Source organism: Luteimonas sp. MC1782 (assembly GCF_014164605.1).
Taxonomy (GTDB): domain Bacteria; phylum Pseudomonadota; class Gammaproteobacteria; order Xanthomonadales; family Xanthomonadaceae; genus Luteimonas.
In genome coordinates this window covers 515,993-539,859 of record NZ_JACJFT010000002.1, presented here as the reverse complement: position 1 = coordinate 539,859, position 23,867 = coordinate 515,993, and the positions used below count along the sequence as shown (strand labels likewise).

The 23,867-nt window shown below is 70.8% G+C and carries 20 protein-coding genes and 1 pseudogene; 3 read left to right on the top strand and 18 right to left on the bottom strand.

The window, feature by feature from the left end:
* Window positions 1–3: 3 nt before the first annotated feature.
* The 3 genes from nrdR to H5368_RS11925 all read right to left on the bottom strand — a co-directional run bounded on the left by nrdR (window position 4) and on the right by H5368_RS11925 (window position 2,700).
* Complete coding sequence (gene nrdR, locus H5368_RS11935; protein WP_182824880.1) at window positions 4–537, bottom strand: transcriptional regulator NrdR; 534 nt, start codon at window positions 535–537, stop codon at window positions 4–6.
* Between the two features lie 54 nt (window positions 538–591).
* Window positions 592–1,875, bottom strand: coding sequence for a serine hydroxymethyltransferase (gene glyA, locus H5368_RS11930; RefSeq protein ID WP_182824878.1), 1,284 nt, complete (start codon window positions 1,873–1,875; stop codon window positions 592–594).
* 309 nt (window positions 1,876–2,184) lie between these two features.
* Window positions 2,185–2,700 carry an RcnB family protein gene (locus tag H5368_RS11925; RefSeq protein WP_255486517.1) on the bottom strand — a complete coding sequence of 172 codons (516 nt, stop codon included), beginning with the start codon at window positions 2,698–2,700 and terminating at the stop codon, window positions 2,185–2,187.
* Window positions 2,701–2,905: 205 nt separating this feature from the next.
* On the opposite strand from H5368_RS11925, the gene ettA reads away from it, so the two are divergent.
* Both ettA and pyrF read left to right on the top strand, forming a co-directional pair.
* Complete coding sequence (ettA, locus tag H5368_RS11920) at window positions 2,906–4,567, top strand: energy-dependent translational throttle protein EttA (RefSeq protein ID WP_182824876.1); 1,662 nt, start codon at window positions 2,906–2,908, stop codon at window positions 4,565–4,567.
* A 93-nt stretch (window positions 4,568–4,660) separates the two neighbouring features.
* Window positions 4,661–5,473 carry an orotidine-5'-phosphate decarboxylase gene (gene pyrF, locus H5368_RS11915; protein WP_182824874.1) on the top strand — a complete coding sequence of 271 codons (813 nt, stop codon included), beginning with the start codon at window positions 4,661–4,663 and terminating at the stop codon, window positions 5,471–5,473.
* 14 nt (window positions 5,474–5,487) lie between these two features.
* Here the strand turns inward: pyrF and pncB are convergent, their stop codons facing one another.
* From pncB to gspE, 14 genes and pseudogenes are all read right to left on the bottom strand, one after another.
* The gene (gene pncB / locus H5368_RS11910) at window positions 5,488–6,678 is read right to left on the bottom strand and encodes a nicotinate phosphoribosyltransferase (protein WP_182824872.1); all 1,191 of its coding nucleotides are present in this window, start codon (window positions 6,676–6,678) and stop codon (window positions 5,488–5,490) included.
* Window positions 6,675–7,574: a glycosyltransferase family 2 protein gene (locus H5368_RS11905; protein ID WP_182824870.1), complete on the bottom strand. Its 900-nt coding sequence runs from the start codon at window positions 7,572–7,574 to the stop codon at window positions 6,675–6,677. The genes pncB and H5368_RS11905 overlap by 4 nt, the downstream gene beginning before the upstream one ends.
* A complete protein-coding gene (locus tag H5368_RS11900) occupies window positions 7,571–8,476 on the bottom strand; it encodes a glycosyltransferase (protein ID WP_182824868.1) in 906 nt (301 codons plus the stop codon). Before H5368_RS11900 ends, H5368_RS11905 begins: the two co-directional genes overlap by 4 nt.
* Before the next feature lie 24 nt (window positions 8,477–8,500).
* Complete coding sequence (gene gspD / locus H5368_RS11895) at window positions 8,501–10,723, bottom strand: type II secretion system secretin GspD (RefSeq protein ID WP_182824866.1); 2,223 nt, start codon at window positions 10,721–10,723, stop codon at window positions 8,501–8,503.
* A gap of 10 nt (window positions 10,724–10,733) precedes the next feature.
* Window positions 10,734–11,549, bottom strand: a complete 816-nt coding sequence (locus H5368_RS11890; protein WP_182824864.1) for a general secretion pathway protein GspN — start codon at window positions 11,547–11,549, stop codon at window positions 10,734–10,736.
* The gene (gene gspM, locus H5368_RS11885) at window positions 11,539–12,171 is read right to left on the bottom strand and encodes a type II secretion system protein GspM (protein WP_182824862.1); all 633 of its coding nucleotides are present in this window, start codon (window positions 12,169–12,171) and stop codon (window positions 11,539–11,541) included. The genes H5368_RS11890 and gspM overlap by 11 nt, the downstream gene beginning before the upstream one ends.
* The gene (locus tag H5368_RS11880; protein WP_182824860.1) at window positions 12,152–13,339 is read right to left on the bottom strand and encodes a PilN domain-containing protein; all 1,188 of its coding nucleotides are present in this window, start codon (window positions 13,337–13,339) and stop codon (window positions 12,152–12,154) included. The genes gspM and H5368_RS11880 overlap by 20 nt, the downstream gene beginning before the upstream one ends.
* Window positions 13,339–14,190 carry a type II secretion system protein GspK gene (locus tag H5368_RS11875; RefSeq protein WP_182824858.1) on the bottom strand — a complete coding sequence of 284 codons (852 nt, stop codon included), beginning with the start codon at window positions 14,188–14,190 and terminating at the stop codon, window positions 13,339–13,341. The genes H5368_RS11880 and H5368_RS11875 overlap by 1 nt, the downstream gene beginning before the upstream one ends.
* Window positions 14,191–14,300: 110 nt before the next feature.
* Window positions 14,301–14,933: pseudogene (locus H5368_RS11870) on the bottom strand (prepilin-type N-terminal cleavage/methylation domain-containing protein); the annotation flags it as partial.
* On the bottom strand, window positions 14,930–15,355 hold the full coding sequence (locus H5368_RS11865) for a prepilin-type N-terminal cleavage/methylation domain-containing protein (protein WP_182824854.1): 426 nt from the start codon (window positions 15,353–15,355) through the stop codon (window positions 14,930–14,932). The pseudogene H5368_RS11870 and the gene H5368_RS11865, both read right to left, overlap by 4 nt.
* Window positions 15,352–15,825, bottom strand: coding sequence for a GspH/FimT family pseudopilin (locus H5368_RS11860; RefSeq protein WP_182824852.1), 474 nt, complete (start codon window positions 15,823–15,825; stop codon window positions 15,352–15,354). Before H5368_RS11860 ends, H5368_RS11865 begins: the two co-directional genes overlap by 4 nt.
* An 11-nt stretch (window positions 15,826–15,836) precedes the next feature.
* Window positions 15,837–16,271, bottom strand: a complete 435-nt coding sequence (locus H5368_RS11855) for a type II secretion system protein GspG (RefSeq protein ID WP_182824850.1) — start codon at window positions 16,269–16,271, stop codon at window positions 15,837–15,839.
* Between the two features lie 2 nt (window positions 16,272–16,273).
* Window positions 16,274–17,491: a type II secretion system F family protein gene (locus H5368_RS11850; protein WP_182824848.1), complete on the bottom strand. Its 1,218-nt coding sequence runs from the start codon at window positions 17,489–17,491 to the stop codon at window positions 16,274–16,276.
* Between the two features lie 2 nt (window positions 17,492–17,493).
* The gene (gene gspE, locus H5368_RS11845) at window positions 17,494–19,200 is read right to left on the bottom strand and encodes a type II secretion system ATPase GspE (RefSeq protein WP_182824846.1); all 1,707 of its coding nucleotides are present in this window, start codon (window positions 19,198–19,200) and stop codon (window positions 17,494–17,496) included.
* Window positions 19,201–19,357: 157 nt separating this feature from the next.
* Between gspE and H5368_RS11840 the strand changes: the two genes are divergently transcribed.
* Window positions 19,358–19,861, top strand: coding sequence for a hypothetical protein (locus H5368_RS11840; protein WP_182824843.1), 504 nt, complete (start codon window positions 19,358–19,360; stop codon window positions 19,859–19,861).
* Between the two features lie 24 nt (window positions 19,862–19,885).
* On the opposite strand, the gene purL is transcribed toward H5368_RS11840, so the two are convergent.
* Entirely contained in the window at window positions 19,886–23,827 is a 3,942-nt protein-coding gene (purL, locus tag H5368_RS11835; protein WP_182824840.1) for a phosphoribosylformylglycinamidine synthase, read from the bottom strand.
* Window positions 23,828–23,867 lie beyond the last annotated feature (40 nt).

The following is a 23,867-nucleotide window of genomic DNA, read 5'->3' as shown; positions in this document are numbered from 1 at the left end:
GGCTCAGCGCTTGCGGCCCTTGCCCGACCGCGCATCGAACGGCAGCACGTCGCCGCCGAGCAGGGGCAGCTGGCCATCGCCCGGGGCTTCGCGTTCGAGGCGGTCGAGCTGCTCGCGGAAATCGGCGACGTCCTCGAACGCCTGGTACACCGAGGCGAAGCGCACGAAGGCGATGTGGTCGAGCTTGCGCAGCTCGGCCATCACGAACTCGCCGACCCGGCGCGAGGCGATCTCGCGCTCGGTGGTCATGCGCAGCTGGTGCACCACCGCACGCACCGAGGCTTCGATCTGCTCCTCGGAAACCGCGCGCTTGTGCAGCGCGCGGTCGAAGCCCAGGCGCAGCTTTCGCGCGTCGAAATTCTCGCGGCGGCCATCGGACTTGATGATCGCCGGCAGTTTCAGCTCGATGGTCTCCAGCGTCGAGAAGCGCTCGCCACAGGCCTCGCACTCGCGGCGACGGCGGATGGTCGCGCCGTCGTCGCTCACCCGCGAGTCGATCACGCGGGTGTCGTGGTGCTGGCAGAAGAGGCAATGCATCGTCGGCGGGCGCTCTGGTGCTGTGGCGGGGTGTCGAGCCGGTCCGGCCTCACCTTATCCGTAGACGGGGAAACGCGCGCACTGGCGCGTCACGTTTTCACGGACGCGGGCGATCACGGCCTCGTCGGCGGGCTGGTCGAGCACGTCGCAGATCCAGTTGGCCAGCTCCACGCAGTCGGCTTCGAGGTAGCCGCGCGTGGTCACCGCCGGCGTGCCCAGGCGCAGGCCCGAGGTCACGAACGGCTTCTGCGGATCGTTGGGTACGGCATTCTTGTTGACGGTGATGTGCGCGCGGCCGAGCGCTTCTTCCGCGGCCTTGCCGGTGACGCCCTTGCCGATCATGTCGACCAGCATCAGGTGGTTCTCGGTGCCGCCGGAGACGATCTTGTAGCCGCGGTCGATGATCACCTTGGCCATGGCCTGGGCGTTCTTCACCACCTGCTGCTGGTAGGCCTTGAACTCCGGCTCCAGCGCTTCCTTGAACGCCACCGCCTTGGCGGCGATCACGTGCATCAGCGGACCGCCCTGGATGCCCGGGAACACGATCGACTGCAGCTTCTTGGTGATCTCGTCGGCGGCCTCGCCCATGGCGGCGCGGCTGGCGACGATGATGCCGCCGCGCGGGCCGCGCAGGGTCTTGTGGGTGGTGGAGGTGACGATGTGCGCGTGCGGCACCGGGTTGGGATACACGCCCGCCGCGACCAGGCCGGCCACATGCGCCATGTCGACGAACAGGTACGCACCGACCTTGTCGGCGATGGCGCGGAAGCGCGCCCAGTCGACGACCTGCGAATAGGCGCTGAAGCCGGCGATGACCATCTTCGGCTTGTGTTCGACGGCGAGGCGCTCGACCTCGTCATAGTCGATCATGCCGGCCTCGTCGACGCCGTACTGCACGGCCTTGAACAGCTTGCCGCTGATGTTGACCTTGGCGCCGTGGGTGAGGTGGCCGCCGTGGGCCAGCGACATGCCGAGGATGGTGTCGCCCGGCTGCAGCAGGGCGAGGTACACGGCCTGGTTGGCCTGCGAGCCGGAATGCGGCTGCACGTTGGCGTACATGTCGTCGGCGGAGCCGGCGGCGAACAGCTGCTTGACGCGGTCGAGCGCGAGCTGTTCGGCGACATCGACGTACTCGCAGCCGCCGTAATAGCGTTTGCCCGGATAGCCCTCGGCATACTTGTTGGTGAGCTTGGAGCCCTGCGCTTCCATCACCCGGGGGCTTGCGTAGTTCTCGGATGCGATCAGCTCGACATGGTCCTCCTGGCGGCGGCCTTCGTTGGCGATGGCCTGGGCCAGTTCGGGGTCGTAGCCTTCGATGCGCGCGTCTCGCGGGAACATGGTCACTCCGGGCGGAAGATGGGGGGCGCGGCAATTGTAGCCCGGGGCCGCGAGGGGGCCGCCGCACCCACGCGAGGGTGCGTCTTCGCGTGGAGGAAGAGCGCGGCGCTGGTACCGGCGCCGGGTACCAAGTCCCCCGCAGAGCCCCCGCTGTGGCCGGGCGGCGGGCGGGGGTACTTCATGGCGGTGGCATCCGCCGCCAGGCGGATGCCGGGGACATGAGCCGCGACGGCCTCGCGGCCACCACCGGGCTCCAGACCCAAAAAAAGCGCGCCCTGAGGCGCGCCCTTGGTTCAACCCTGGCCGGACTCAGCGGCCGAGGAAGATGTCCGCGATGATCCCGGTGGCCACCGCGACCAGCAGGAATTCGCCGGCGTCGCTGCGCCGCCAGTGGTGGCCGCGCGGGGGATGGCGCAGGCCGTAGTGGCGGTAGTCCTGGACCACGTAGGTGGGGGCGTAGCCGGCGTACTGGTAATGGCGGCCACGGGCCCACGGCGGCGGACCGCGGTGGCCACGATTGTGGTGCACCACCACCGGCGGGCGGGACACGTAGACCACGTGGTCGCGATGCCCCTTGCCATGGCCCTTGCCGTAGCCCCTCCCGTGGCCCTTGCCACGGCGCGAATCGCGGTCGCGGTCTCGGCGGTAGTCGTCACGGGCATAGCGGTCGTTGCCGTAGCCACGCTCGTAGCCCCGGTCGTAGCTGCGGTCATGGCCGCGATCGTTGCCGCGGCGGCCGTCGTCACGCGCCATGGCCGGAGCGGCGAAAACCGCGCCGAAGGCCAGCAACAAGGTGGCCAGTGCAAGGGTCCTGGTGTGTTTCATCGCCGTCTCCCGTGGTGGTGCAGCGACTATCGGCAAACCGTCCTGAACGAATGCACTACCTGCGCGGCGCGCTCCCGGGACCATTCAGATTCGGCAAGCCCGCCTCGGCGGGTCCGCGCATGGCCCGCTATAATCGCGCCATCCCCAGCCACCGATCCTGCCCGCGCACCCGCATGGGCGGCGGCGGCGTCGCACCGGAGCTTCCATGTCGCAATACATCTACACCATGAACGGCGTCAGCAAGACGGTGCCGCCGAAGCGCCAGATCATCAAGGACATCTCGCTGTCGTTCTTCCCGGGGGCCAAGATCGGCCTGCTCGGCCTGAACGGCTCCGGCAAGTCCACCGTGCTCCGCATCATGGCCGGCGTGGACACCGATTTCTCCGGCGAGGCGCGTCCGCAGGCCGGCATCAAGGTGGGTTACCTGCCGCAGGAACCGCAGCTCGACCCCACGCAGACCGTGCGCGAGGCGGTCGAGGAGGGCGTGGGCGACGTGCTGCAGGCGCAAAAGCGCCTCGACGAGGTATATGCCGCCTACGCCGAGGAAGGCGCCGATTTTGACGCACTGGCCAAGGAACAGGAGCGCCTGGAGGCGGTCCTCGCCGCCGGCGACGCGCACACGCTTGAAAACCAGCTCGAAGTGGCCGCCGATGCGCTGCGCCTGCCGCCGTGGGAAGCCACCATCGGCAACCTGTCGGGTGGCGAGAAGCGCCGCGTGGCGCTCTGCCGCCTGCTGCTGCAGAAGCCGGACATGCTGCTGCTCGACGAACCCACCAACCACCTCGACGCCGAGTCGGTGGAATGGCTGGAGCAGTTCCTGGCGCGCTACACCGGCACCGTGGTGGCGGTGACCCATGACCGCTACTTCCTCGACAACGCCGCCGAGTGGATCCTCGAACTGGACCGCGGCAAGGGCATCCCGTGGAAGGGCAACTACACCGACTGGCTGACCCAGAAGGGCGACCGCCTGAAGCAGGAAGAGTCGTCGGAAAAGGCGCGCCAGAAGGCGATCCAGAAGGAGCTCGAGTGGGCGCGGCAGAACGCCAAGGGCGGCCGCTCCAAGGGCAAGGCGCGCCTGGCGCGCATCGAGGAGCTGCAGGCGGTCGACTACCAGCGCCGCAACGAGACCAACGAGATCTTCATCCCGCCGGGCGAGCGCCTGGGCGCCAAGGTGCTCGAGTTCAAGAACGTCTCCAAGCGCTTCGGCGACCGACTGCTGATCGACGACCTGAGCCTGATGGTGCCGGCCGGTGCGATCGTCGGCATCATCGGCCCGAACGGCGCCGGCAAGTCGACCCTGTTCAAGATGATCACCGGCCAGGAGAAGCCCGACTCCGGCAGCATCGAGATGGGCTCGACGGTCAACATCGCCTATGTCGACCAGAGCCGTGACGCGCTGGAAGGCAACCACAACGTCTTCCAGGAAGTCTCCGGCGGCCTCGACATCCTCAACATCAACGGCATCGAGATCCAGTCGCGCGCCTACCTCGGCCGCTTCAACTTCAAGGGCCAGGACCAGCAGAAGATGGTCGGCACGCTGTCGGGCGGTGAACGCGGCCGCCTGCACCTGGCCAAGACGCTGCTGCAGGGCGGAAACGTGCTGCTGCTCGACGAACCGTCCAACGACCTCGACATCGAGACCCTGCGCGCGCTCGAAGACGCGCTGCTGGAGTTCCCGGGCAACACCTTCGTGATCTCCCATGACCGCTGGTTCCTCGACCGCATCGCCACGCACATCCTGGCGTTCGAGGGCGACAGCCACGTCGAGTTCTTCCAGGGCAACTACCGCGAGTACGAGGAGGACAAGAAGCGCCGCATGGGCGACGACGCGGGCCCGAAGCGTCTGCGCTTCAAGGCGCTGAAGTAGGAGCGTTTTTGCCACGGACCTGCGCGGATGGACGCGCAGATCCGCGGCCAAGGAATCTTTTGACCTGATCCGTGGCAAGAAAGGAAACTTCCGATGGGTTTCATGCAGGAGCTGCGCGGGCGATGGTCGACGTCGGGGTCGCTGGTCTGCGTGGGGCTGGATCCGGAGCCGGCGAGGTTTTCCGCGCGGTTTGCCGATGACGACGATGCGGTGTTCGCGTTCTGCCGTGACCTGGTCGACGCCACGGCGGAGTTTGCCTGTGCGTTCAAGCCGCAGGTCGCGCATTTCTCGGCGCTCGCTGCAGAGGGCGCGCTGGAGCGGCTGGTCGCGCACATCCACGCGGTGCATCCCGGGATCCCGGTGATCCTGGACGCGAAGCGCGGCGACATCGGTTCGACCGCACAGCGCTATGCGACGGAAGCCTTCGGTCGCTACGACGCCGATGCAGTCACGGTGAACCCGTACCTCGGCGGCGATTCGCTGCAGCCTTTCCTCGACCACGCCGACCGCGGCGTGGTGATCCTCTGCCGCACGTCCAACCCCGGCGCCGCCGACCTGCAGGACCTGCCGGTCGACGGCAAGCCGCTGTACCAGCACGTCGCCGCCAGGGCCGCGCGCGACTGGAACGGCCATGGCAACGTGGCGCTGGTGGTCGGTGCGACCTGGCCCGGGCAACTGGGCGAAGTTCGCGCCATCGTCGGCGACATGCCGCTGCTGGTGCCCGGCGTGGGTGCGCAGGGCGGCGACGTGGAAGCGGTGGTGCGCAACGGCCGCAGCACCGATGGCACGGGCCTGCTGGTCAGCTCGTCGCGGGCGATCCTCTACGCCTCGGCCGGCGACGACTATGCGGCTGCAGCCGCGGGCGCCGCGCGCACGCTGCGCGACGCGATCAACCGCCACCGCTGAGCGCGGCGGCCCGGTCAGCCGTCGCTGGCGGCCTCCGGCACCGCGAACACCTGGCGCAGGTAGCGCAGGTAGCCGGCGTCGTCGCACATGGTCTTGCCGGGCGAGTCGCTGAGCTTGGCCACCGGCTGGCCGTTGCAGCGGACCATTTTCAGCACGATCTGCAGTGGCACCGGGCCGACATCATTGGTGAGGTTGGTGCCGATGCCGAACGACATCCGGCAGCGGCCGCGGAAGTGTGCGTACAGCTGCATGACCAGGTCGATGTCGAGGCCGTCGCTGAACACCAGCGTGCGCGTGCGTGGGTCGATGCGCATGGCCTTGAGATGGGCGATGACGCGCTCGCCCCACTCCACCGGGTCGCCGGAATCGTGGCGCACGCCGTCGAAGAGCTTGCAGAAATACAGGTCGAAATCGCGCAGGAACGCGTCCAGCCCGATGACGTCGGTGAGCGCGATGCCGAGGTCGCCGCGGTATTCGCGCGCCCAGCCGTCAAAGGCGGCGACCTGCGAGTCGCGCAGCCGCGGACCCAGCGCCTGGTGCGCCTGCAGCCATTCGTGCGCCATCGTGCCCTGCGGCACCAGCGCGTGGCGGCGGGCGATGTCGACGTTGCTGGTGCCGGCGAATTTGACGCCCAGGCCGCGCGCCAGGCGCGGCACCACGGTGTCCTGCCAGTCGCGCGAATAGCGGCGCCGGGTGCCGAAGTCGGTGATGCGGCAGTCCTCGAAGCCGATGTCCTCATTGATGCGCGCGAGCTTGGCATCGAGCCGGCGCAGGCCCTCGGCGGTGTCGGCCGGTCCATGCGCGGCGCGGAACCAGACTTCGTTGACGATCGCCAGCAGCGGCACTTCGAACAGGATGGTGTGCAGCCACGGGCCGCTGATGGTGAGTTCGATCTCGCCCGGCACCGCGTCCGACGCCTGCAGCCGCACGTGCTTGCGGTCGAGCTGGAACAGCCCGAGGAACTCCACGAAATCCGGCTTGATGAAGCGCAGCCCGCGCATGTAGTCGAGCTCCTCCCGGCTCAGCCGCAGCGCGCACAGCGCATCGATCTCCGCCGAGATGGCGTCGATGTGCCGCGCCAGGTCGATGTCCGGCGTGCGGCATTTGAAGCGGTACTCGGCATGCGCGGCCGGGTGCTGGTGCAGCACCGCCTGCATCATGGTGAACTTGTAGAGGTCGGTGTCGAGCAGCGACCGGATGATCATGGCGTGTCCGCGCGCATGGCCGCCAGGAGCACGGCCGGCAGGCGCGAGGCCCAGTGCAGCCAGACCGCCGCCCACACTGCCGCGCACACCACCCGGCCGCGCCGCGGCGCCTCGAAGCGCCTGAAATAGCGCCACAGGCCGCGGTGCTTGTGCCATTCCACGAAGCCGGGCCGCGAGCGCGCGGACACGCCGCGCACATGCACCACGCGCACGTCGTTGGCGACTGCCACGGTCGCGCCGGCCGCGCGCGCGCGGCGGCAGAAGTCGAGATCCTCGACGTGCAGGCGATAGCCGGCGTCGAAGCCACCGATGCGCGTAAACAGCGTGCGCGGCAGCAGCATCAGCGCGCCCGACACCGCGTCGACCCGCTGCAGCACCTGCGCAGGATCGACCTCGACATCCAGCGGCCGGCCATGGCGCGCCTGCAGCGGCCCGCGCAGCATCGCCACGAAATCGGGATCGTTGCGGCGCGCGGCGCCGTCGCGCACGCCGTCCTCGTCGACCAGGTCGGCGCCGAGCAGCACGTCGCCTGCCGATGCGCCCACGGACGCGTCGTCGCCGGCCAGCGCCTGCGCGTGCGCCAGCAGCCGCGCCAGCGAATCCGGCTCCAGCATGCAGTCGGGATTGACGAACGCCAGCCACGGCGCCGTGCTGTCCGCCGCGCCCTGGTTGCAGGCCACCGAGAAGCCGGGATTGTCCGGGTTGGCAACGAAGCGCACGCGCGGATCGGCGAGCGCGTGGCGCTGCACCACGACCAGGGTGCCGTCGCTGGAGGCGTTGTCGACCACGCGGATCTCGGCCACCGCGGCCGCCGCGCGCAGGCGCGCCAGGCAGGCATCGATGGTGCCGGTGCTCTGGTGGCTGACGACGATGGCGGCGATCACGGCGACGGTCACGCCTCCGCCCGCTGACCCGTGGCGTCCGAAGCGGGCGACGCGTCCACCGCGCCAACGGCCTGCGCCGCCGCGAACAGCTCGCGCTGCGCCGGAGGCTCCAGGCCTTCAAGCCGCCGGCCCAGCGCCGCGCGCTCGGCAAGCAGCGGGTCGTGCATCAGGAATTCGGCAAGCCGCGAATGCCAGCGCGGCCAGCGCGCGGCCAGCGCGTCGAGGTCGCCATCGGCCGGACCACCCTCGCCGCCGCGCGCGACAAACGCGGTCTCGCACAGCGCATTGCGCCAGCCGAGGCCGGACATGCGCAGCGACAGGTCGATCAACGCGGCGTACCACGAGGCGTAGCTGGCCGCATCCAGCCCACCGGCGCGGCTGCGTGCGCGGCCACGCAGATAGACCGCGTGGTCGACCGCGGCGGGAAGCTCCGCGTGCGCCGGCGCCATGCCTTCGGCGGCGCGCGCCAGGCGCGCGAGCTCGCGCTCGTCGGGAAGCGCGGCGACCTCGCCGCTGCGCGGCCAGGCGGCGGTCTCGCCGGCGTTGCACCACGGCGTGGCGGTGGCGATGGAAGGATCGCGCGCGGCGCAGGCCGCAAGCTGCCTTGCCCAGCCGGGAGACGGCACGGCGTCGGCGGCGAGCACGATCACATCGTCGTCGCCGCACGCGGCCAGCGCCTGGTCGATGTGCGCCACTTCGCCCAGGCGCCGCTGGCGGCGGGTGTATTCCGCCTGCAGGCGGGTACGCGCCAGCCAGCGTTCGATGATGGCCAGGCCGCGCGGCCCGGCCTGCGCGTCGTCGGCCAGCCACACCCGCGTGCCGGCGGGCGTGCCCGCCTCGAGTGCCGCAAGGCAGGCATCGAGCGCGTCGTCGTCGACCGCGACCGGCAGCAGCACGACCGGGAGTTCAGCCATGCCGGCCACCGACGCGGGCCATGCTCAGTCGCGTGACCGGTTGAGCGGCTCCAGCGCGCGGAAGCGACGGCCGTACTCGTCGGTCAGGTCGCGCGCGTCCTGCTGGTTGCGCACCAGCGTGGGCGTCATCAGCACGATGACTTCGCTGCGCGTGGTGTTGGAGCTCTGCCGGCCGAACAGGCCGCCCAGCACCGGGATGCGGCTCAGGCCCGGGAAGCCCAGCGAACCGCGCGTGGTGCTGTCCTGGATGAGTCCTGCCAGCATCACCGTGTCGCCGCTCTGCACGATGGCGTTGGTCTTCAGGCGGCGCGTGTCGATGCGCACGTTGCCGTTCTGGTCGGGCTGGCTGCCGGGGCTGCTGACCTCCTGCACGATGTCCAGGAACACGGTGCCGTCCTTGGTGACGCGCGGGCGCACCTTGAGGATGGTGCCGGTGTCGAGGTACTGCACCTGGCTGTAGGAGCTGTCGCCGCCGAAGCCGGGGTTGACCGTGACCGACGAGATCGGGATGCGGCTGCCGACGTTGAGCGTGGCTTCGTAGTTGTTGCGCACCATCACCGACGGCGTCTGCAGCATCTGCACGTCGCTGACCTCGTCGAGCGCGCTGATGATCGCCGCCGCGTTGCGGCCGAGGAAGGTCCAGGCCAGGCCGGGGGCGACGCCGCCGGCCTGCGAACCGGTGACGTTGCCGGCGATCGCGCTCCAGGTCTCGCGGCCCACGGCGCTGGGCAGGCCGGCATCGGTGACCGCGCGCTCGAAGAACCAGTTCACGCCGTAGCTGAGGTCGCCGCTGAGCGTGACCTCCACCACCTGCGCCTCGATGTGCACCTGCAGCGGCATGATGTCCAGGCGGTCGATGACCTGGCGGATCGAGCGCCAGGCCTGCCCGGTGGAGCGCACCAGCAGGGTGTTGGTCTCATCCACCGCCGACACGCCGACCTTGTCGCCGTCGACTTCCAGCGTGACCGCGGCGTTGCCACCGGTGCGCTCGCCGAGCGACAGCGATCCGCTGCCCAGCCCGCTGCCGCTGCCGCTGTCGCCGCCGCTGCCACCGCTGAACGGATCACCGCCGACCTGCGCGGAACTGCCGCCATCCATGCCGCCATCGCGGATTTCGGTCGACTCCAGGCCGGGCATCAACGACGCGCCGGCGCGACCGCCCGAGCTGCCGCCACGGCTGCCATAGACTTCCGACAGGCGCTCGGCGAGGTCCTTGGCGGTGATGTACTTGAGCTCGTAGGAGAACAGCTGCACGCCGCCACCGGCGCCATCGATGCGTTCGATCCACTGCTCGATCTGGCCCAGGTATTCCGGCTGCGAGGTGATCACCAGCACCGAGTTGGCCCCATCCAGCGGCATGAAGCGGAACATGCCCGCCACCGGCGACTTGCTCTGCTCGCCGAACACCTTCTCCAGGTCGCTGACGACCTGCGCCGCCTTGCCGGCGACCAGCGGGAACACGCCCACCGACATGCCCGACAGCCAGTCGACGTCGAAGATCTCGATGGTGCGCAGGTAGTTCTCGAGTTCCTGGCGCGTGCCGGCGACGGTGATCACGTTGCGGCCGGAATCGACGCTGATGATCGCGTTGGCACGCGCGTACGGCTTGAGCAGCTTCTCCATTTCGGCCGCGGAGATGTAGCGCAACGGCACGACCCGTGACTCGAAGCCGCGCGCCGCCGCCGCCGACCCGGTGCGCGGCGCGACCGCGCCGCTGGCCATGGCCTGGTCGGCGCCGACGATGTTGTAGCGGCCGTCGGCGTAGATCATGCGCGCGTTGTTCCAGCCCAGCACCATCTCCAGCAGGCTGAGCGCCTGCGCCGGGCTCACGGTCTTCGGCGTGGCCAGGGTCACGGTGCCCTGCACGCCCGGAGCGATCACGTAGTTCTGGCCGAGCATGTCGCCGAGGATCACCTTGATCACGGCATGCAGCGACTCGCCTTCGAAATTGAAGGTCGCCTCGCCGGTGCTGCCCGCCAGGTTGGGCGGCGCCGAGCGCGCCACCGACTGGTTGATGACGGTGCCGCTGCCGCGGTGGAGCTGCGCGCGCGGGCCGTCGGCAAGCGCCTCCTCCTGGATGCCGTCGACGCCTGCCTCCGCATCGCGCGGCACCCCGCCGACCTGCATGACCGGCCGTGGCAGCTGGGCATCGCGGCGCACGGTCGGGGCCGGCACCGTGGTGCAGGCGACAAGGACGGTGGCGAGGAGTGCCACCAGCGCGGGCTTGAGCATCGGGATCGGGGTCATCGGCTGCATTCTAGGGAGTCTGGGCCGGCGGCGTGCCGTCCTGGGCCTGCTGGCGCAGGCGCGCGCGGCGGGCTTCGATGCGCTGGCGGATCGCCTCGACCTGGGCATCCGGGGTCTGCACGCCGGGTTCGGGTGCCGGTGCCGCCGCGGCGGGCTGGCCGGCCTGCGGCACGGTCACCTCGGTGGGCGCGGGTGAGCTGGAGGTGGTCACGACCACCGGGCGGTTGCCGGGGCCCGGCCCGGCGACGGGAGGCACCGCCCCACCCGAGGCCGGCGACGCGGCGACCGGCGGCTGTGGCGCGGCTGACACCGTGGGCGCCTGGCCACCGACACCGTCGAATACCCGCAGCTCGAGGCTGCGGTCGCCTTCGGGGCCGCTGAACACGGCGCTGCGCGCGGCCACCGAAGCCAGGCGCCAGCCGGGCGCCGCCTCGGGGGCTTCGCCGACGCGCAGGCGCACCGACTCGCCGCCGCCGCCGGGCTGCACGATGGCCATCTCCAGGCCGGGTGTCAGCAGCACGCTGGTCAGCACGAACTCGAACGCGACCGGCTCCTCTTCACCCTCGGGGTTGATGAAGAACGGCTGTGGCCGGCGGTCGGTGGTGAACAGCGGCCGGTCTCCGATCGCCGCATACAGCGGCAGCTCGCCAAGACGATCCTCGCCCGGCTCGACCACCGCCGGCAGCGCCTGCACCAGCGTCGGATCCGGCGGCAGGCGCTCGATGCGGCCGCCCAGGCCGAACAGTCCCAGCGCCCACAGGGTGAGCGCCCACAGCGCCACGCCGCCGAGCAGCCAGGTGCGTGCGCCGGCGTTCTCAGCGTGCATTGCCGACCTCCGCGCGTGCCGGCACGGCGGCCTGCGCACGCAGGTAGCCGTAGAGGTCGAAGGTCACGTCCAGGCCGGAGCCCTGCCCGCCGCTGCCGCCGGCGGCGAAGAACTGCCGCTGCACCAGCACGTTGAGGTTGTCGACGAACAGCCGCGGCGCGCCGCTTTCCAGCGAGTGCAGCACCGCGGCGAGTTCGGGGTTGCCGCAGCGCAGGCGCACCTGCACCACCGCGCGCGGAAAACGCCCCTGGCGCGGGTCGGTCATCGGAGAGCGGTTGCTGATCGCGCAGCTGCGGTTGCCCGGACTCGCCTCGGCGACCGCGGTCTCCAGGCGCTGTACCAGCGCCGCGGTGGCGAGTTCGGTGCTGCGCTCGGCCATGAAGCCGGGCACGCGCCCGGCCAGCGCCTGCGCCTCGGCCAGCCTGGCCTGCACGTCGGGGGCCTGTGCGAGTTCCATGCGCACGCGCACGTCGCGTTCCTGCAGGGCGGCGATGCGCGCACCCACCTCCCGCATCGGTGCCGTCCACCACGGGTGCACCAGCAGCAGGTAGGCCAGCGCCAGCAGCGCCGCGAGGATCGCGAGCGCCAGCCAGCGGTCGCGGTCAGGGATTGCTTCGCGCATTGGCAGCCTCCGTGTCACCGGCGGCTGCGGCGGCCGGCACGTCGGCGACGGCGAGTTCGGCGGTCAGCGTGAAGCGGTCGCGGCCGCTGCGCGGATCGGGTTGCAGCGCGCCGGCGAGCGCCGGCGAACGCCACAGCGGCGACCCTTCCAGGCGCTGCACCAGCGACGAGGCCTCGCTGCTCAAGCCGATCAGCAGGATCCGCGTGTCCTCGATCGACAGTTTCTCGATATAGGTGCTGTCGGGCAGGCGGCGCGAGAGTTCGTCCAGCACTTCGACCGTAGTCGGGCGGGCGGCGCGCGCGGATGACAGGAAGGCCATGCCTTCGACCAGGTCGACCAGTTCCTTCTTTTGCGCCGCGGCGCCGCGGGCGCGGATCGCGGCCTGTTCGACTTCGGCCTCGAAGACATCCGCCGCCAGCTGGCGGTTGGCCAGCACCTGCCACAGGCCGGCGGCGAGCGCGATCACCGCCACCGCGCCCAGGGCCAGGTTCCAGGCCATCCACGGATCGGCGCGGCGCACGCGGCGCGCGCCCGGCAACAGGTTGACGCCGAGCCCGCCGCCGAGGCCGTCGGCAACGTCGACACCGGTCAGGGTGCCTGCGAGCGGACCCAATGCGGCCAGCCGTGCCTCCAGCAGGTGCCTCGGCACCACCACCAGCTCGGTCTCCAGCTGGCCGTCGCCGCGGCGCGCGACCACGCGCGCGTCGTATTCCACATCCGCCAGCGGGAATGGCGTCTGCCGTTCCACCTCGAAGCCCATCACCTCGCGCAGGCGCTCGGCGGCGGCGGCGGGCAGCGGCAGGCGGCGGCGCAGCACGTCGCCGGCCGGCAGCAGCAGCCAGCGCGGCAGCTCGGCGACACGCTGCGCGAGCAGCGGGGCGAGCGGATCGTCGCCACTGCCGGTGACGGCGAACGGCGGCAGCTCGGCGACCGCACGCACCGCGTCGCCGCGATCCATCGACAGCCGCAGGCCATCGGCACTGGCTGCCAGCAACAGGCGTTCGTGCGCCAGCCCGAACAGCTCGCGCAGGCGCGCCGGCAGCCAGGTCGCAAGCGCCTGCGTCCACCAGCTCCAGAATCCGGCGACGCCGGGGCGCAGCGATCCCCCCATGCGCCCGAGGCGCTGGCGGATTGGCGTGCTGTCAGCGGTGGGTTCGACGGCAGACATCAGCGCGGAGTGGCTCCTTCTTCCCATCGCAATGGGGTGTAGGCCGATCCCGGCACCCCGCTTCCACCTACACGGATTACCGCCCGCAGCACGGCCTGGCGGCCATCTGCGAGCCGTGCGCGGCTGTCGATACTATACGTGCCGCTGCCGCCGCCAAGCAGGCTTTCGGCCTGTGCCGCGCCGCCGGATTCGCGCGTGGCGAGCATCATCGCCGGGTCGACACCCAGCGCCGTGAGCACCTCGGCGCTGGCGAAGCGCTGGTCGGGCTGCTCGAGGCCGCTGAACACCGACAGGTGCGGCGCGGCCAGCGCGTACAGCGCCGGCGTCATGCCCAGCACCTGCTCGACTTCGGCGATGGTGTCGAACGGCGCGTCCTTGGCGCCATAGGGCAATCCGGCGGCGGCATACTGGCCGTCTTCGGCACCGCCCGCGGGCTGCGTCAGCGCGTCGTCGTCGCGCCAGTCGACGATCGCCGCGGCCACCGCGTCGGCCTGCGACGGTTCGGTCCCCAGCGCGCGGAACAGCCCCGCCAGCAGTGTCAGGTCGGCGGCGTTGAGGTCGATCTTGGCGGACTCGTCGACGATGCGCAGCTCCACGTCGGCGCCGGCGAAGCGCCAGCGGTAGGCGCGGCCGTCGGCCAGCCACGCGCGGCCCGGCTCCGGGTCCTGCAGGCGCACCAGCGCGTACTCCAGCCCGGCACGCGCCGCCGACTCGGCGACCACCGCGCCGTGCAGCACGCGGCCCTGCATGTATTCGATGCGCGCGGTGGTCGCATACGCGCCCACCAGCGCGGCCAGCAGGGCGACCAGCCACATCACCAGCACCAGGGCGACGCCGCGTTGTGCGCCCATCAGCGCCGCCCCGGCAGCGGGCGCAGGCGGTTGCGTGCGCGCCCACCCTTGCCGGCACCGTCGCTGCCCTGCACGGCGGGCGGCCGGCGCATGCGCGTGCTGCCCAGGCCCTGGCCAAGCGCGGCGCCCGAGGCCGACTGCGGCAGCGCCACCACCAGCAACGGCCATGCGCCGCCGTCTTCGCTGCTGATCTCCACCGCGACCTGCAGCGGCAGTTCCTCGTGGTTGTCCCAGGTGTCCAGCCAGCCGGTCAGGCCTTCGTCGTCGAGGCCGCGGTAGCGGAAGCGCAGGTCGACCAGGTCCTCGACCAGCGGTTCGGGCGGGCGCGGGCGCTCCTCCTCGATGGTCTCGCCGGCCAGCACCATGGCGAACGACGCGCCAAGCACGGGCGTGCGGCTGCCCGGGTCGACGCCGATGTCGTGCAGGTGCGGGCCGCCGCGGCCCAGGTAATCGGGCAGGTCGGCGACGAAGCGGATGCGGTCGGTTTCACCGATGAAGCGCAGCGCGCCACCGGTGCTTTCATCGGTGGCGAACGCGATCGGCTGCGCCGAGGCCAGGCGCCGGCGCAGGAAGCCTTCGACGGCGCGCATGCGGTCGGTGCGGCTGGCCATCGCCTCGCCGCGTTCGCTGGTGGCCATGGAGGCGCGCAGGGTGGCGAATGCCAGCGCGAGGCCCATGGCGAGCAGCACCGTGGCCAGCAGCACCTCGATCAGCGTGAAGCCGGATGCGCGCGCACGCCTCACTGGCCCTGCCCCGGGTCGGGCTGCACCAGCCGCAGCGACTCCACCACCAGCCGCTCGGCGCGGCTGTCCTTGCCCCAGCCCAGCTCCAGGCGCAGCTGCAGCAGGCGTGGCGCGAACGGATCGTCGGCGACCGGCGCGGGCTGCAGCGGATCGACATATGGCGCGACCTCCAGCTGCCAGCGATAGCGGCCGTCCTCCAGCTCGCCTTCCTCGCGTCCGGGCTCGAGCGCCACGCCGACGCCGGTGCTGGCGAGCAGTGACTGCGCATGCAGCGCGGCGCGCCCGGCGTCGGCCGACCAGCGCACCTGGCGCGTGGCACCCGACAGCGTGCCCAGCAGCAGGGTGAGCGCGAGCGCGAGGATGCCGAATGCGACCAGCACTTCGATCAGGGTGTAGCCGCACTGGTGGCGCGGGCTGCTCACGGCGCCGGCTCGCTGCGGTGCAGGGTGACCTCGCCGGTCAGCCAGGCGACGTCGATGTCCCACGCCGCGCCGCGCAGGCTCAGCTGCACGCGGCCGCCGGTGGAGGCGCCATCGCCGAAGAACATTATCGCCCCGATGCCGTCCGCCGGCTGCACTTCGCGTGCGCCGGTGAAGTGGATGCCGAGCCGCTCGGGCACCTCGCCACTGCGGCCGTCGGCGCCCTGCCAGGCGTGGCTGGCGGGATCGATGCTGAAGGTCTGCGGCGTGCCGGTGGCGATCGCGCGCGCGCGGGTGAAGCGCAGCTGCGCGGCGATGTCGCTCACCGCCGACTTCAGCTGCATGCGTTCGAAACCGCCGCCGAGCACGCCGGCGGCAAGCATGCCCATGGCGGCGAACAGCGCCACCACCAGCAGCACCTCCAGCAGCGAGAACCCCGCCGCCCGGCGCGTCCCGCCGCGACCGGCGCACATGGGCGTGGCCCTTACTCGTACCGGATGTCGGCGTCGACGCTCTCGCCGCCGGGCTTGCGGTCGGCGCCGTAGCTCACCAGGTCGAAGCGGCCGTTCTCGCCGGGAACGCGGTATTCGAGCGGCGTCTTCCACGGATCGTTGAGGTCGGCCGCCTTGGCATACGGGCCGAGCCAGCCACTGGCATTGCCGGGCGCGCTCACCAGTTCACCGAGGGTGGCCGGCAGCACGCCGGTGTCCATCTCGAACTGCTGGATCTTCTGCGCCACGGTCTGTACCTGCGACTGCGCCAGCCGGAACCGCGCGTTGTCGCCGCCGCCGAGGATCTGGCTGGCCGCGAACGCGACGATGCCGCCGATCAGGATCGTGACGATGATGATCTCGATGAGGCTGAAGCCGGCCTGGGCCGAGCGACGGGGGGGACGTTTGCTTGCACGGTGGAATGTCATCTTCAACCCATTGTGTTGGTGAGCCCGTAGATCGGGATCAGGACGGCCAGGATGACCACGCCGACGACGGTGGCCAGGACCATGGTGATGACCGGGATCAGCGCAGCCATGAGCCGGTCGAGCGCCTGGCTGGTTTCCTGCTCGAAGGTATCGGCGGTCTTCAGCAGCATAGTATCCAACGCGCCTGACTCCTCGCCCACCTGGATCATCTGCACCGCCAGGCGCGGGAAGCGCTTGCCGCGCGCCAGCGCGGTGGACAGCGCCACGCCGTTCTTCACTTCTTCCGCGGCCGCCTCGACGTCGGTGGCCAGCGCGCGGTTGCCCAGCACGGCGCGGCCGATGCCCAGCGCCATGATCAGCGGCACGCCGTTCTTCAGCAGGGTGCCGAGGGTGCGCGCCAGGCGCGCGGTCTCCAGGCGCGCCACCAGCGAGCCGACCAGTTTCTGCCGCAGCAGCCAGTCATCGAACCAGGCGCGGAATGCCGGCACGCGCAGCTTGCGTTCCAGCCACCACGCCGCCAGCGCCGGGGCCGCGATGAGCACGATCCACCACTGGCGCACGAAATTGCTGACCGCGAGTACAAGCACGGTGAACCAGGACAGCTCCGCGTCGAGGCTTTCGTACATGTCGGCGAACTGCGGCACCACGTAGCCCAGCAGGAACAGCAGCGCGAAGCCCACCACCACCAGCAGGATGGCCGGATAGATCAGCGCGTTGATCACCTTGCCACGCAGCGCGCGGCTGCGCTCCATGTAGTCGGCCAGGCGCTGCAGCGTCTCCTGCATGGTGCCGCCCGCCTCGCCCGCACGCACCATGTTGATGTACAGCCGCGAGAACGTGCCGTGCTGGCGCTCGAGCGCGGTCGACAGCGCGGTGCCGCCGCGCACCTGGTCGCGGATATCGGTCACCACGCGCTTGGCCGCCGGGTCCTCCGGCAGCTCCAGCAGGATCGTCAGCGCACGGTCCAGGGGCTGTCCGGCGCCGAGCAGCGTGGCCAGCTGCTGGGTGAACTGCACCAGGCGTTCGCCGGAAAACGGCTTGGGCTTGAACAGGGTCTTCCACGCGCCATCGCCACCGCCCTCGGCGGCCAGCCGCGCTTCGATCGGCAGGTGCCCCTGCTCCTGCAGGCGCAGCGCCACGTCGGCATCGCTGGCGGCTTCCATCTGGCCGTCCAGGGTTTCGCCGCGGCTGTTGAGCGCCTTGTAGCGGTACAGGGGCATGCTCAGGCGTCCTCGGTGACCCGCAGCACTTCCTCGATGGTGGTCATGCCGGCCATCGCCTTGATGATGCCGTCCTCGTACATGGTGCGCATGCCGCCCTCGCGGGCCAACTGCTCGATCTCGCCCATGCCGGCATGGCGCATGACCGCGCGCCGCAGCGCGTCGTTCATCACCAGGAATTCCATGATGGTGGTGCGGCCGAGGTAACCGGTGGGCGCGATGGCCGAGGCGCGCGGACGGTACAGGAAGATCTCGCCCTCTGGCTGGTACTTGCGCAGCGCGAACTTGTCGATTTCCTCGGGCGACGCCGGGTAGCGCTCGGCGTGCGTCGGCTCCAGGCGGCGCACCAGGCGCTGCGCGAGGATGCCGTTGATGGTCGAGGTGAGCAGGTAATCCTCGACGCCCATGTCCAGCATGCGGGTGATGCCGCCGGCGGCGTTGTTGGTGTGCAGCGTCGACAGCACGAGATGCCCGGTGAGCGCCGACTGGATGGCGATGCGCGCGGTCTCGAGGTCGCGCATCTCGCCGATCATGATGATGTCCGGGTCCTGGCGCACGATCGAACGCAGCGCGTGCGAGAAGTCCAGCCCGATCTGCGGCTTGGCCTGGATCTGATTGATGCCCTCGATCTGGTATTCGACCGGGTCCTCGACGGTGATGATCTTGACGTCGGCGGTGTTGAGCTTGGAAAGCGCCGTGTACAGCGTCGTGGTCTTACCGGAACCGGTGGGCCCGGTGACCAGCAGGATGCCGTGCGGCTGCTGCAGCACGGCCTCGAACTGCGGCAGGAAGTTGTCGGTGAAGCCGAGCTTGTGGAAGTCGAACACCACCGTCTCGCGGTCCAGCAGGCGCATCACCACGCTCTCGCCGTGCGCGGTGGGCACGGTGCTGACGCGCAGGTCGAGTTCCTTGCCCTGCACGCGCAGCATGATCCGGCCGTCCTGCGGCAGGCGGCGCTCGGCGATGTTGAGCTTGGCCATGATCTTGATGCGGCTGATCACCGCCGCGGTGAGGTTGGTCGGCGGGCTTTCACCCTCCTCCAGCACGCCGTCGACGCGGTAGCGCACCTTGAGCCGGTTCTCGAACGGCTCGACGTGGATGTCGGACGCACGCAGCTCGACCGCGCGCTGAATCACCAGGTTCACCAGACGGATCACCGGCGCCTCGCTGGCGAGGTCGCGCAGGTGCTCGACGTCATCCATGTCGCCGCCATCACCCTCCGCGGTCTCGATGATCGCGCCCATCGCGCTGCGGCCCTGGCCGTACCAGCGCTCCACCAGGTCGGCGATCTCCGAGCGCAGCGCGATACTTGCGCGCACGTCCTTGCCGGTCGCCAGGCGCACGGCGTCGAGCGCATACGGCTCCTGCGGATCGGCGGCGAGCACGTCGACGTAGCCATCGCCCTCCGCCACCGGCACCACGTGGAACTGCTTCATGAAGCGCGCGGTGAGCGCCACGCCCTCGGGTGGCAGTTCCGGCAGGTCCTTGGCGCTGGCCAGCGGCAGGCCCAGCACGACCGAACACGCCTCGGCGTGGTCGCGCTCCGACACCAGGCCCAGCCGGGTGAGCAGCGACAGCAGGCTGCCGCCGGTCTCGTCCTGCAGGCGCCGGGCGCGCGCGAGATCGGCGTCTTTCAGTCGGCTTTTTTCGAGCAGGACAGTGACGATCTGCTCGTCGGCGGATGCGGGGATCGTGACGGTGCTGTTCACGTGTTCCGGAGGGATTGCATGCGGTGGCCGACTTTAGCAGACGGCTCCCCATGGTTTCGGTTGCCGGTGCGCAGTGGCCGGACCACGCCCGATCTCCCGTTTGCACGCAGTGCATGGCTCTCGCCACGCCCACCTTTCCTGCAACGGGATACCACACATGACGAAGACGATGCTCCTCCTGGCGACCATGCTCGCCCTGCCCACCGCGGCCCACGCCGGAACCCTGCCGGCTCCGGATTCGCGCATCACCATGGCCGCGGGCGCCTGCCAGACCGCCCTGCCGGTGTTCGACGGCGTGGTCCGCAAGCGCCCGCTCGCGGTCCAGAACGAAGGCGGCACCACCACGTTCGTCACCTGTGGCATGGAGGGCAAGTTCTACGGCCAGGCGTCAAGCGCGATCGTGTTCGTCGCCCTGGTCAACAATTCCAGCAGTCCGGCCACGGTGAACTGCACCCTCGTCGACGGCCGGAATGGTATGACGGATCCGCTCTACCGTCCCAAGTCGGTGGAGCTGGCCGCCAACCAGCCGATCGCGGAACTGGTCTGGTCGAGCGCCGAGAACGAAGGCGAGAACTTCACGTACCCGGCGATCAGCTGCGCCCTGCCTCCCGGCACCGGCATCAGGGCCGTCGGCCAGGAGTTCCTGGCGCCCGCGCCCTGACGCCGTGCGATCCGCGGGCGACGGTCAGCCGATCGCCGCCCGCGCGTTGCGGAACATCCTGAGCCACGGCGATGCGCCAGGCCACGCGGCCGGCGCCCAGCTGAAGTTGGCCGTGGCAAGCGTGCGTTCGGGGTGCGGCATCATCAGCGTCACCCGGCCGTCGTCGCTGGTGAGTCCGGCGACGGCGGCATCCGAGCCGTTCGGGTTGGCGGGATACGCGATGGCCGGACGGCCATCGCCGTCGACGTAGCGCAGCGCGACGCGCGCGGCCGACTGGGCGTCGGAGCCCGCGAATTCCGCGCGTCCTTCACCGTGCGACACCACCACCGGGATCCGCGAGCCGGCCATGCCGCGCAGGAACAGCGACGGTGACTCGACCACTTCCAGCATCGACAGGCGCGCCTCGAACTGCTCGCTGCGGTTGCGCAAAAAGCGCGGCCAGTGCGTGGCGCCCGGCACGATGTCCTTGAGCTGCGACAGCATCTGGCAGCCATTGCACACGCCCAGCGCGAAGCTGTCGCCGCGCGCGAAGAAGCGCTCGAACATGTCGCGCAGCGTGTCGCGTTCCATGATCGACGTGGCCCAGCCGCGGCCGGCACCCAGCACGTCGCCGTAGCTGAAGCCGCCACAGGCCGCGAAGCCGGCGAAATCGGCAAGCGTGGCGCGGCCTTCGACCAGGTCGCTCATGTGCACGTCGATCGCGTCGAAGCCGGCCAGGGAGAACGCGGCCGCCATCTCCACCTGGCCGTTGACGCCCTGCTCGCGCAGGATCGCCACGCGCGGCGCGGCACCGGTGGTGATGTACGGCGCGGCGATGTCCTGCACGGGATCGAAGCCGAGCTTCGGCTGCAGGCCCGGCGCGTCGAAGCGCAGCGTGGCCTCGCGCTCGGCGTCGGCGGATTCGGGATTGTCGCGCTGGCGCTGCATGGCGTGGCTCACCGACCACCAGGCCTCGATGAGCTCTTCCCACTTCCACTCGGCCAGCACTTCGCCATCGGCCAGCACGCGCACCGCGGACGCGGTGGTCGGGCGCGCGATGCGCTGCGCGCATTCGACCAGGCCATGGCGCGCGACCAGGTCGGCGAACTCGACGCGGTGGTCCGCGGCGATCTGCACGACCGCGCCCAGCTCCTCGTTGAACAGCGTGCGGAACACGTCCTCGGTGCGGTCGTCGCCCCAGGCATCGAGATCGATGTCGAGGCCGACGCGCGAGCAGAACGCCATTTCGCAGAGGGTGGCGAAAACGCCGCCGTCGGAGCGGTCGTGGTAGGCGTGCAGCAGGCCGGCTTCGCGCGCGGCACGGATCAGTTCGAAGAACTCGCGCAGGCGCTGCGGGTCGTCGAGATCCGGGCAGGCACCGCCGAAGGCGTCGTGGCACTGCGCCAGGATCGAACCGCCCATGCGCTGCTTGCCCGCGCCCAACCCGATCAGCCACAGCTCGGTGCCCGGCTCGCGCGAGAGCAGCGGCGTGAGCTGCCGGCGCACGTCGGCCACCGGCGCGAACGCGGTGACCACCAGCGACACCGGCGACACCGTCCGACGGGTCTCGCCGTCGGCCTGCCACTGCGCCTGCATCGACAGCGAGTCCTTGCCGACCGGGATCGAAAGCTCGATGTCCGGGCACAGCTCCATGCCCACGGCGTGCACGGCGTCATACAGGCGCGCGTCCTCGCCTGGATGCCCGGCGGCGGCCATCCAGTTGGCCGAGAGCTTGGTGCGCGCCAGCGACTCGACCGGCGCGGCGCAGAGGTTGGTGATCGCCTCGCCGACGGCCATGCGCGCGCTGGCGGCGGCATCGATCAGCGCCAGCGGCGTGCGCTCGCCGATCGCCATGGCCTCGCCCGCGTGGCCGTGGAATCCGGCCAGGGTGATGGCGCAGTCGGCCAGCGGCAGCTGCCAGGGGCCGATCATCTGGTCACGCGCGGTGAGCCCGCCGACGCTGCGGTCGCCGATGGTGACCAGGAACTGCTTGGCGGCAACGGTGGGATGCGCGAGCACGCGCAGGCCGGCCTGGCGCAGCGCCTCGCCGGGCGTCTGGCCCGCGGCCAACGCACGCGCGTTGAGCTGTGGCCAGCGCGCGCCGGCGGTGCGCGCGGTGTCGCGATGCATCTTGGGCGTCTTGCCGAAGATCAGGTCCATCGGCAGGTCGATGGCGTGCGTGGCGTTTCCGGCGGGCGCGGATGGGGATGCGCCATACCCCACCACCAGGCGCTCCTCTTGCGTGGCGTGACCAACCACGGTGAACGGACAGCGCTCGCGCTCGCAGATGGCGGCAAACGCCTCTATCGCGTCCGGCGCGATGCCGAGCACGTAGCGCTCCTGCGATTCGTTGCACCACAGCTGCATCGGCGACAGCGAGGGGTCGTCGCTCGGCACGCGGTCGAGGTCGATCACCCCGCCCACGCCGGAATCGTGCAGCAGCTCGGGGATGGCGTTCGACAGGCCACCGGCGCCGACGTCGTGGCACCACTTGATCGGATTGCCGTCCTCGCCGAGCGCGACGCAGCGGTCGATGACGTCCTGGCAGCGGCGCTCCATCTCCGGGTTGTCGCGCTGCACGCTGGCGAAATCGAGGTCTTCCGCGCTTTCGCCGGAGGCCACCGAACTCGCGGCGCCGCCGCCGAGGCCGATCAGCATCGATGGCCCGCCCAGCACCACCACGGCATCGCCCGGGGCGAGCCGGCGCTTGGCCACCTGGACGCGGTCGATCGCGCCCAGCCCGCCGGCAAGCATGATCGGCTTGTCGTAGGCGCGCACCAGGCCATCGCCCTCCGCCAGCTCGAAACTGCGGAAATAGCCGGTGAGGTTGGGCCGGCCGAACTCGTTGTTGAACGCCGCCGCGCCCAACGGACCCTCGGTCATGATCTCGAGCGCCGAAGCCATGCGCGGATTGAGTTCACGCGGCTGCTCCCAGGGCTGCGGCAGCGACGGGATGCGCAGGTGCGAGACGCTGAAGCCGGCCAGCCCGGCCTTGGGCTTGCCGCCGCGGCCGGTGGCGCCCTCGTCGCGGATCTCGCCGCCGGCGCCGGTGGAGGCGCCCGCGAACGGCGAGATCGCGGTGGGATGGTTGTGGGTCTCGACCTTGATGCAGAACGCCGAATCGCGCAGCGGCTCGGCGCGGTAGCGCCCGGTCCCGGGATCCGGGCGGAAGCGCTGTGCCGGATAGCCTTCCACCACGGCGGCGTTGTCGCTGTACGCCGACAGCGTGTGCTGCGGGGTCTGCGCGTGGGTGTGGCGGATCATCTTGAACAGCGTCTGCGCGCCGCCGTTGGCCGCGCCGCCATCGATGCGCATGTCCTGGCCGTCGATGGTCCAGCTGGCGTTGAAGATCTTGTGCCGGCAGTGCTCGGAATTGGCCTGCGCGAACATCATCAGCTCGACGTCGTGCGGGTCGCGGCCGAGCGCGGTGTAGCGTTCGCGCAGGTAGGCGATCTCGTCCTCGGCCAGCGCCAGGCCGAGGCGCTGGTTGGCGTCCTCGAGCGTGGCCAGCGGGATGACTTCGACGCTGCCGCGGGCCGGCGCGGTGAACAGCGCCGCGGCCTGGTCGTGGCTGTCGAGCAGCGACTGCGTCATCGGGTCGTGCAGGACGCGGGCCAGCGCGCGCGCGGCCACGGGATCGGAGGGCCAGCCGGCGATGTCGATGCGCGTGCCGCGCTCCACCCGGCGCACCGGCTGGCCGACGTCGCGCAGCAGTTCGCCGGCCTTGCTGGCCCAGGGCGAAATGGTGCCCAGGCGCGGTGCCACGTAGCGGCTGGTGGCATCCGCAGTGGCGTCGGCAGTGCCGTCTCCGGCTTCGAGGATGCGATGCAGGATGGCGCGGTCGGGCGTGGCGCCCGCGACGGGCTCGACCCAATAGACGTGCCAGGCGCCGGTGACGCGGACGGCGGGGGCAATGGCCTGCAGGCGGGCCTGGAGGCGTTCACGCCGGAACGGCGACAGGGCCGGCAGGCCCTCGAGGACGATCATGTCCGGGATTGACCGTGGAACGGGCCGGTCATTGTAGCGA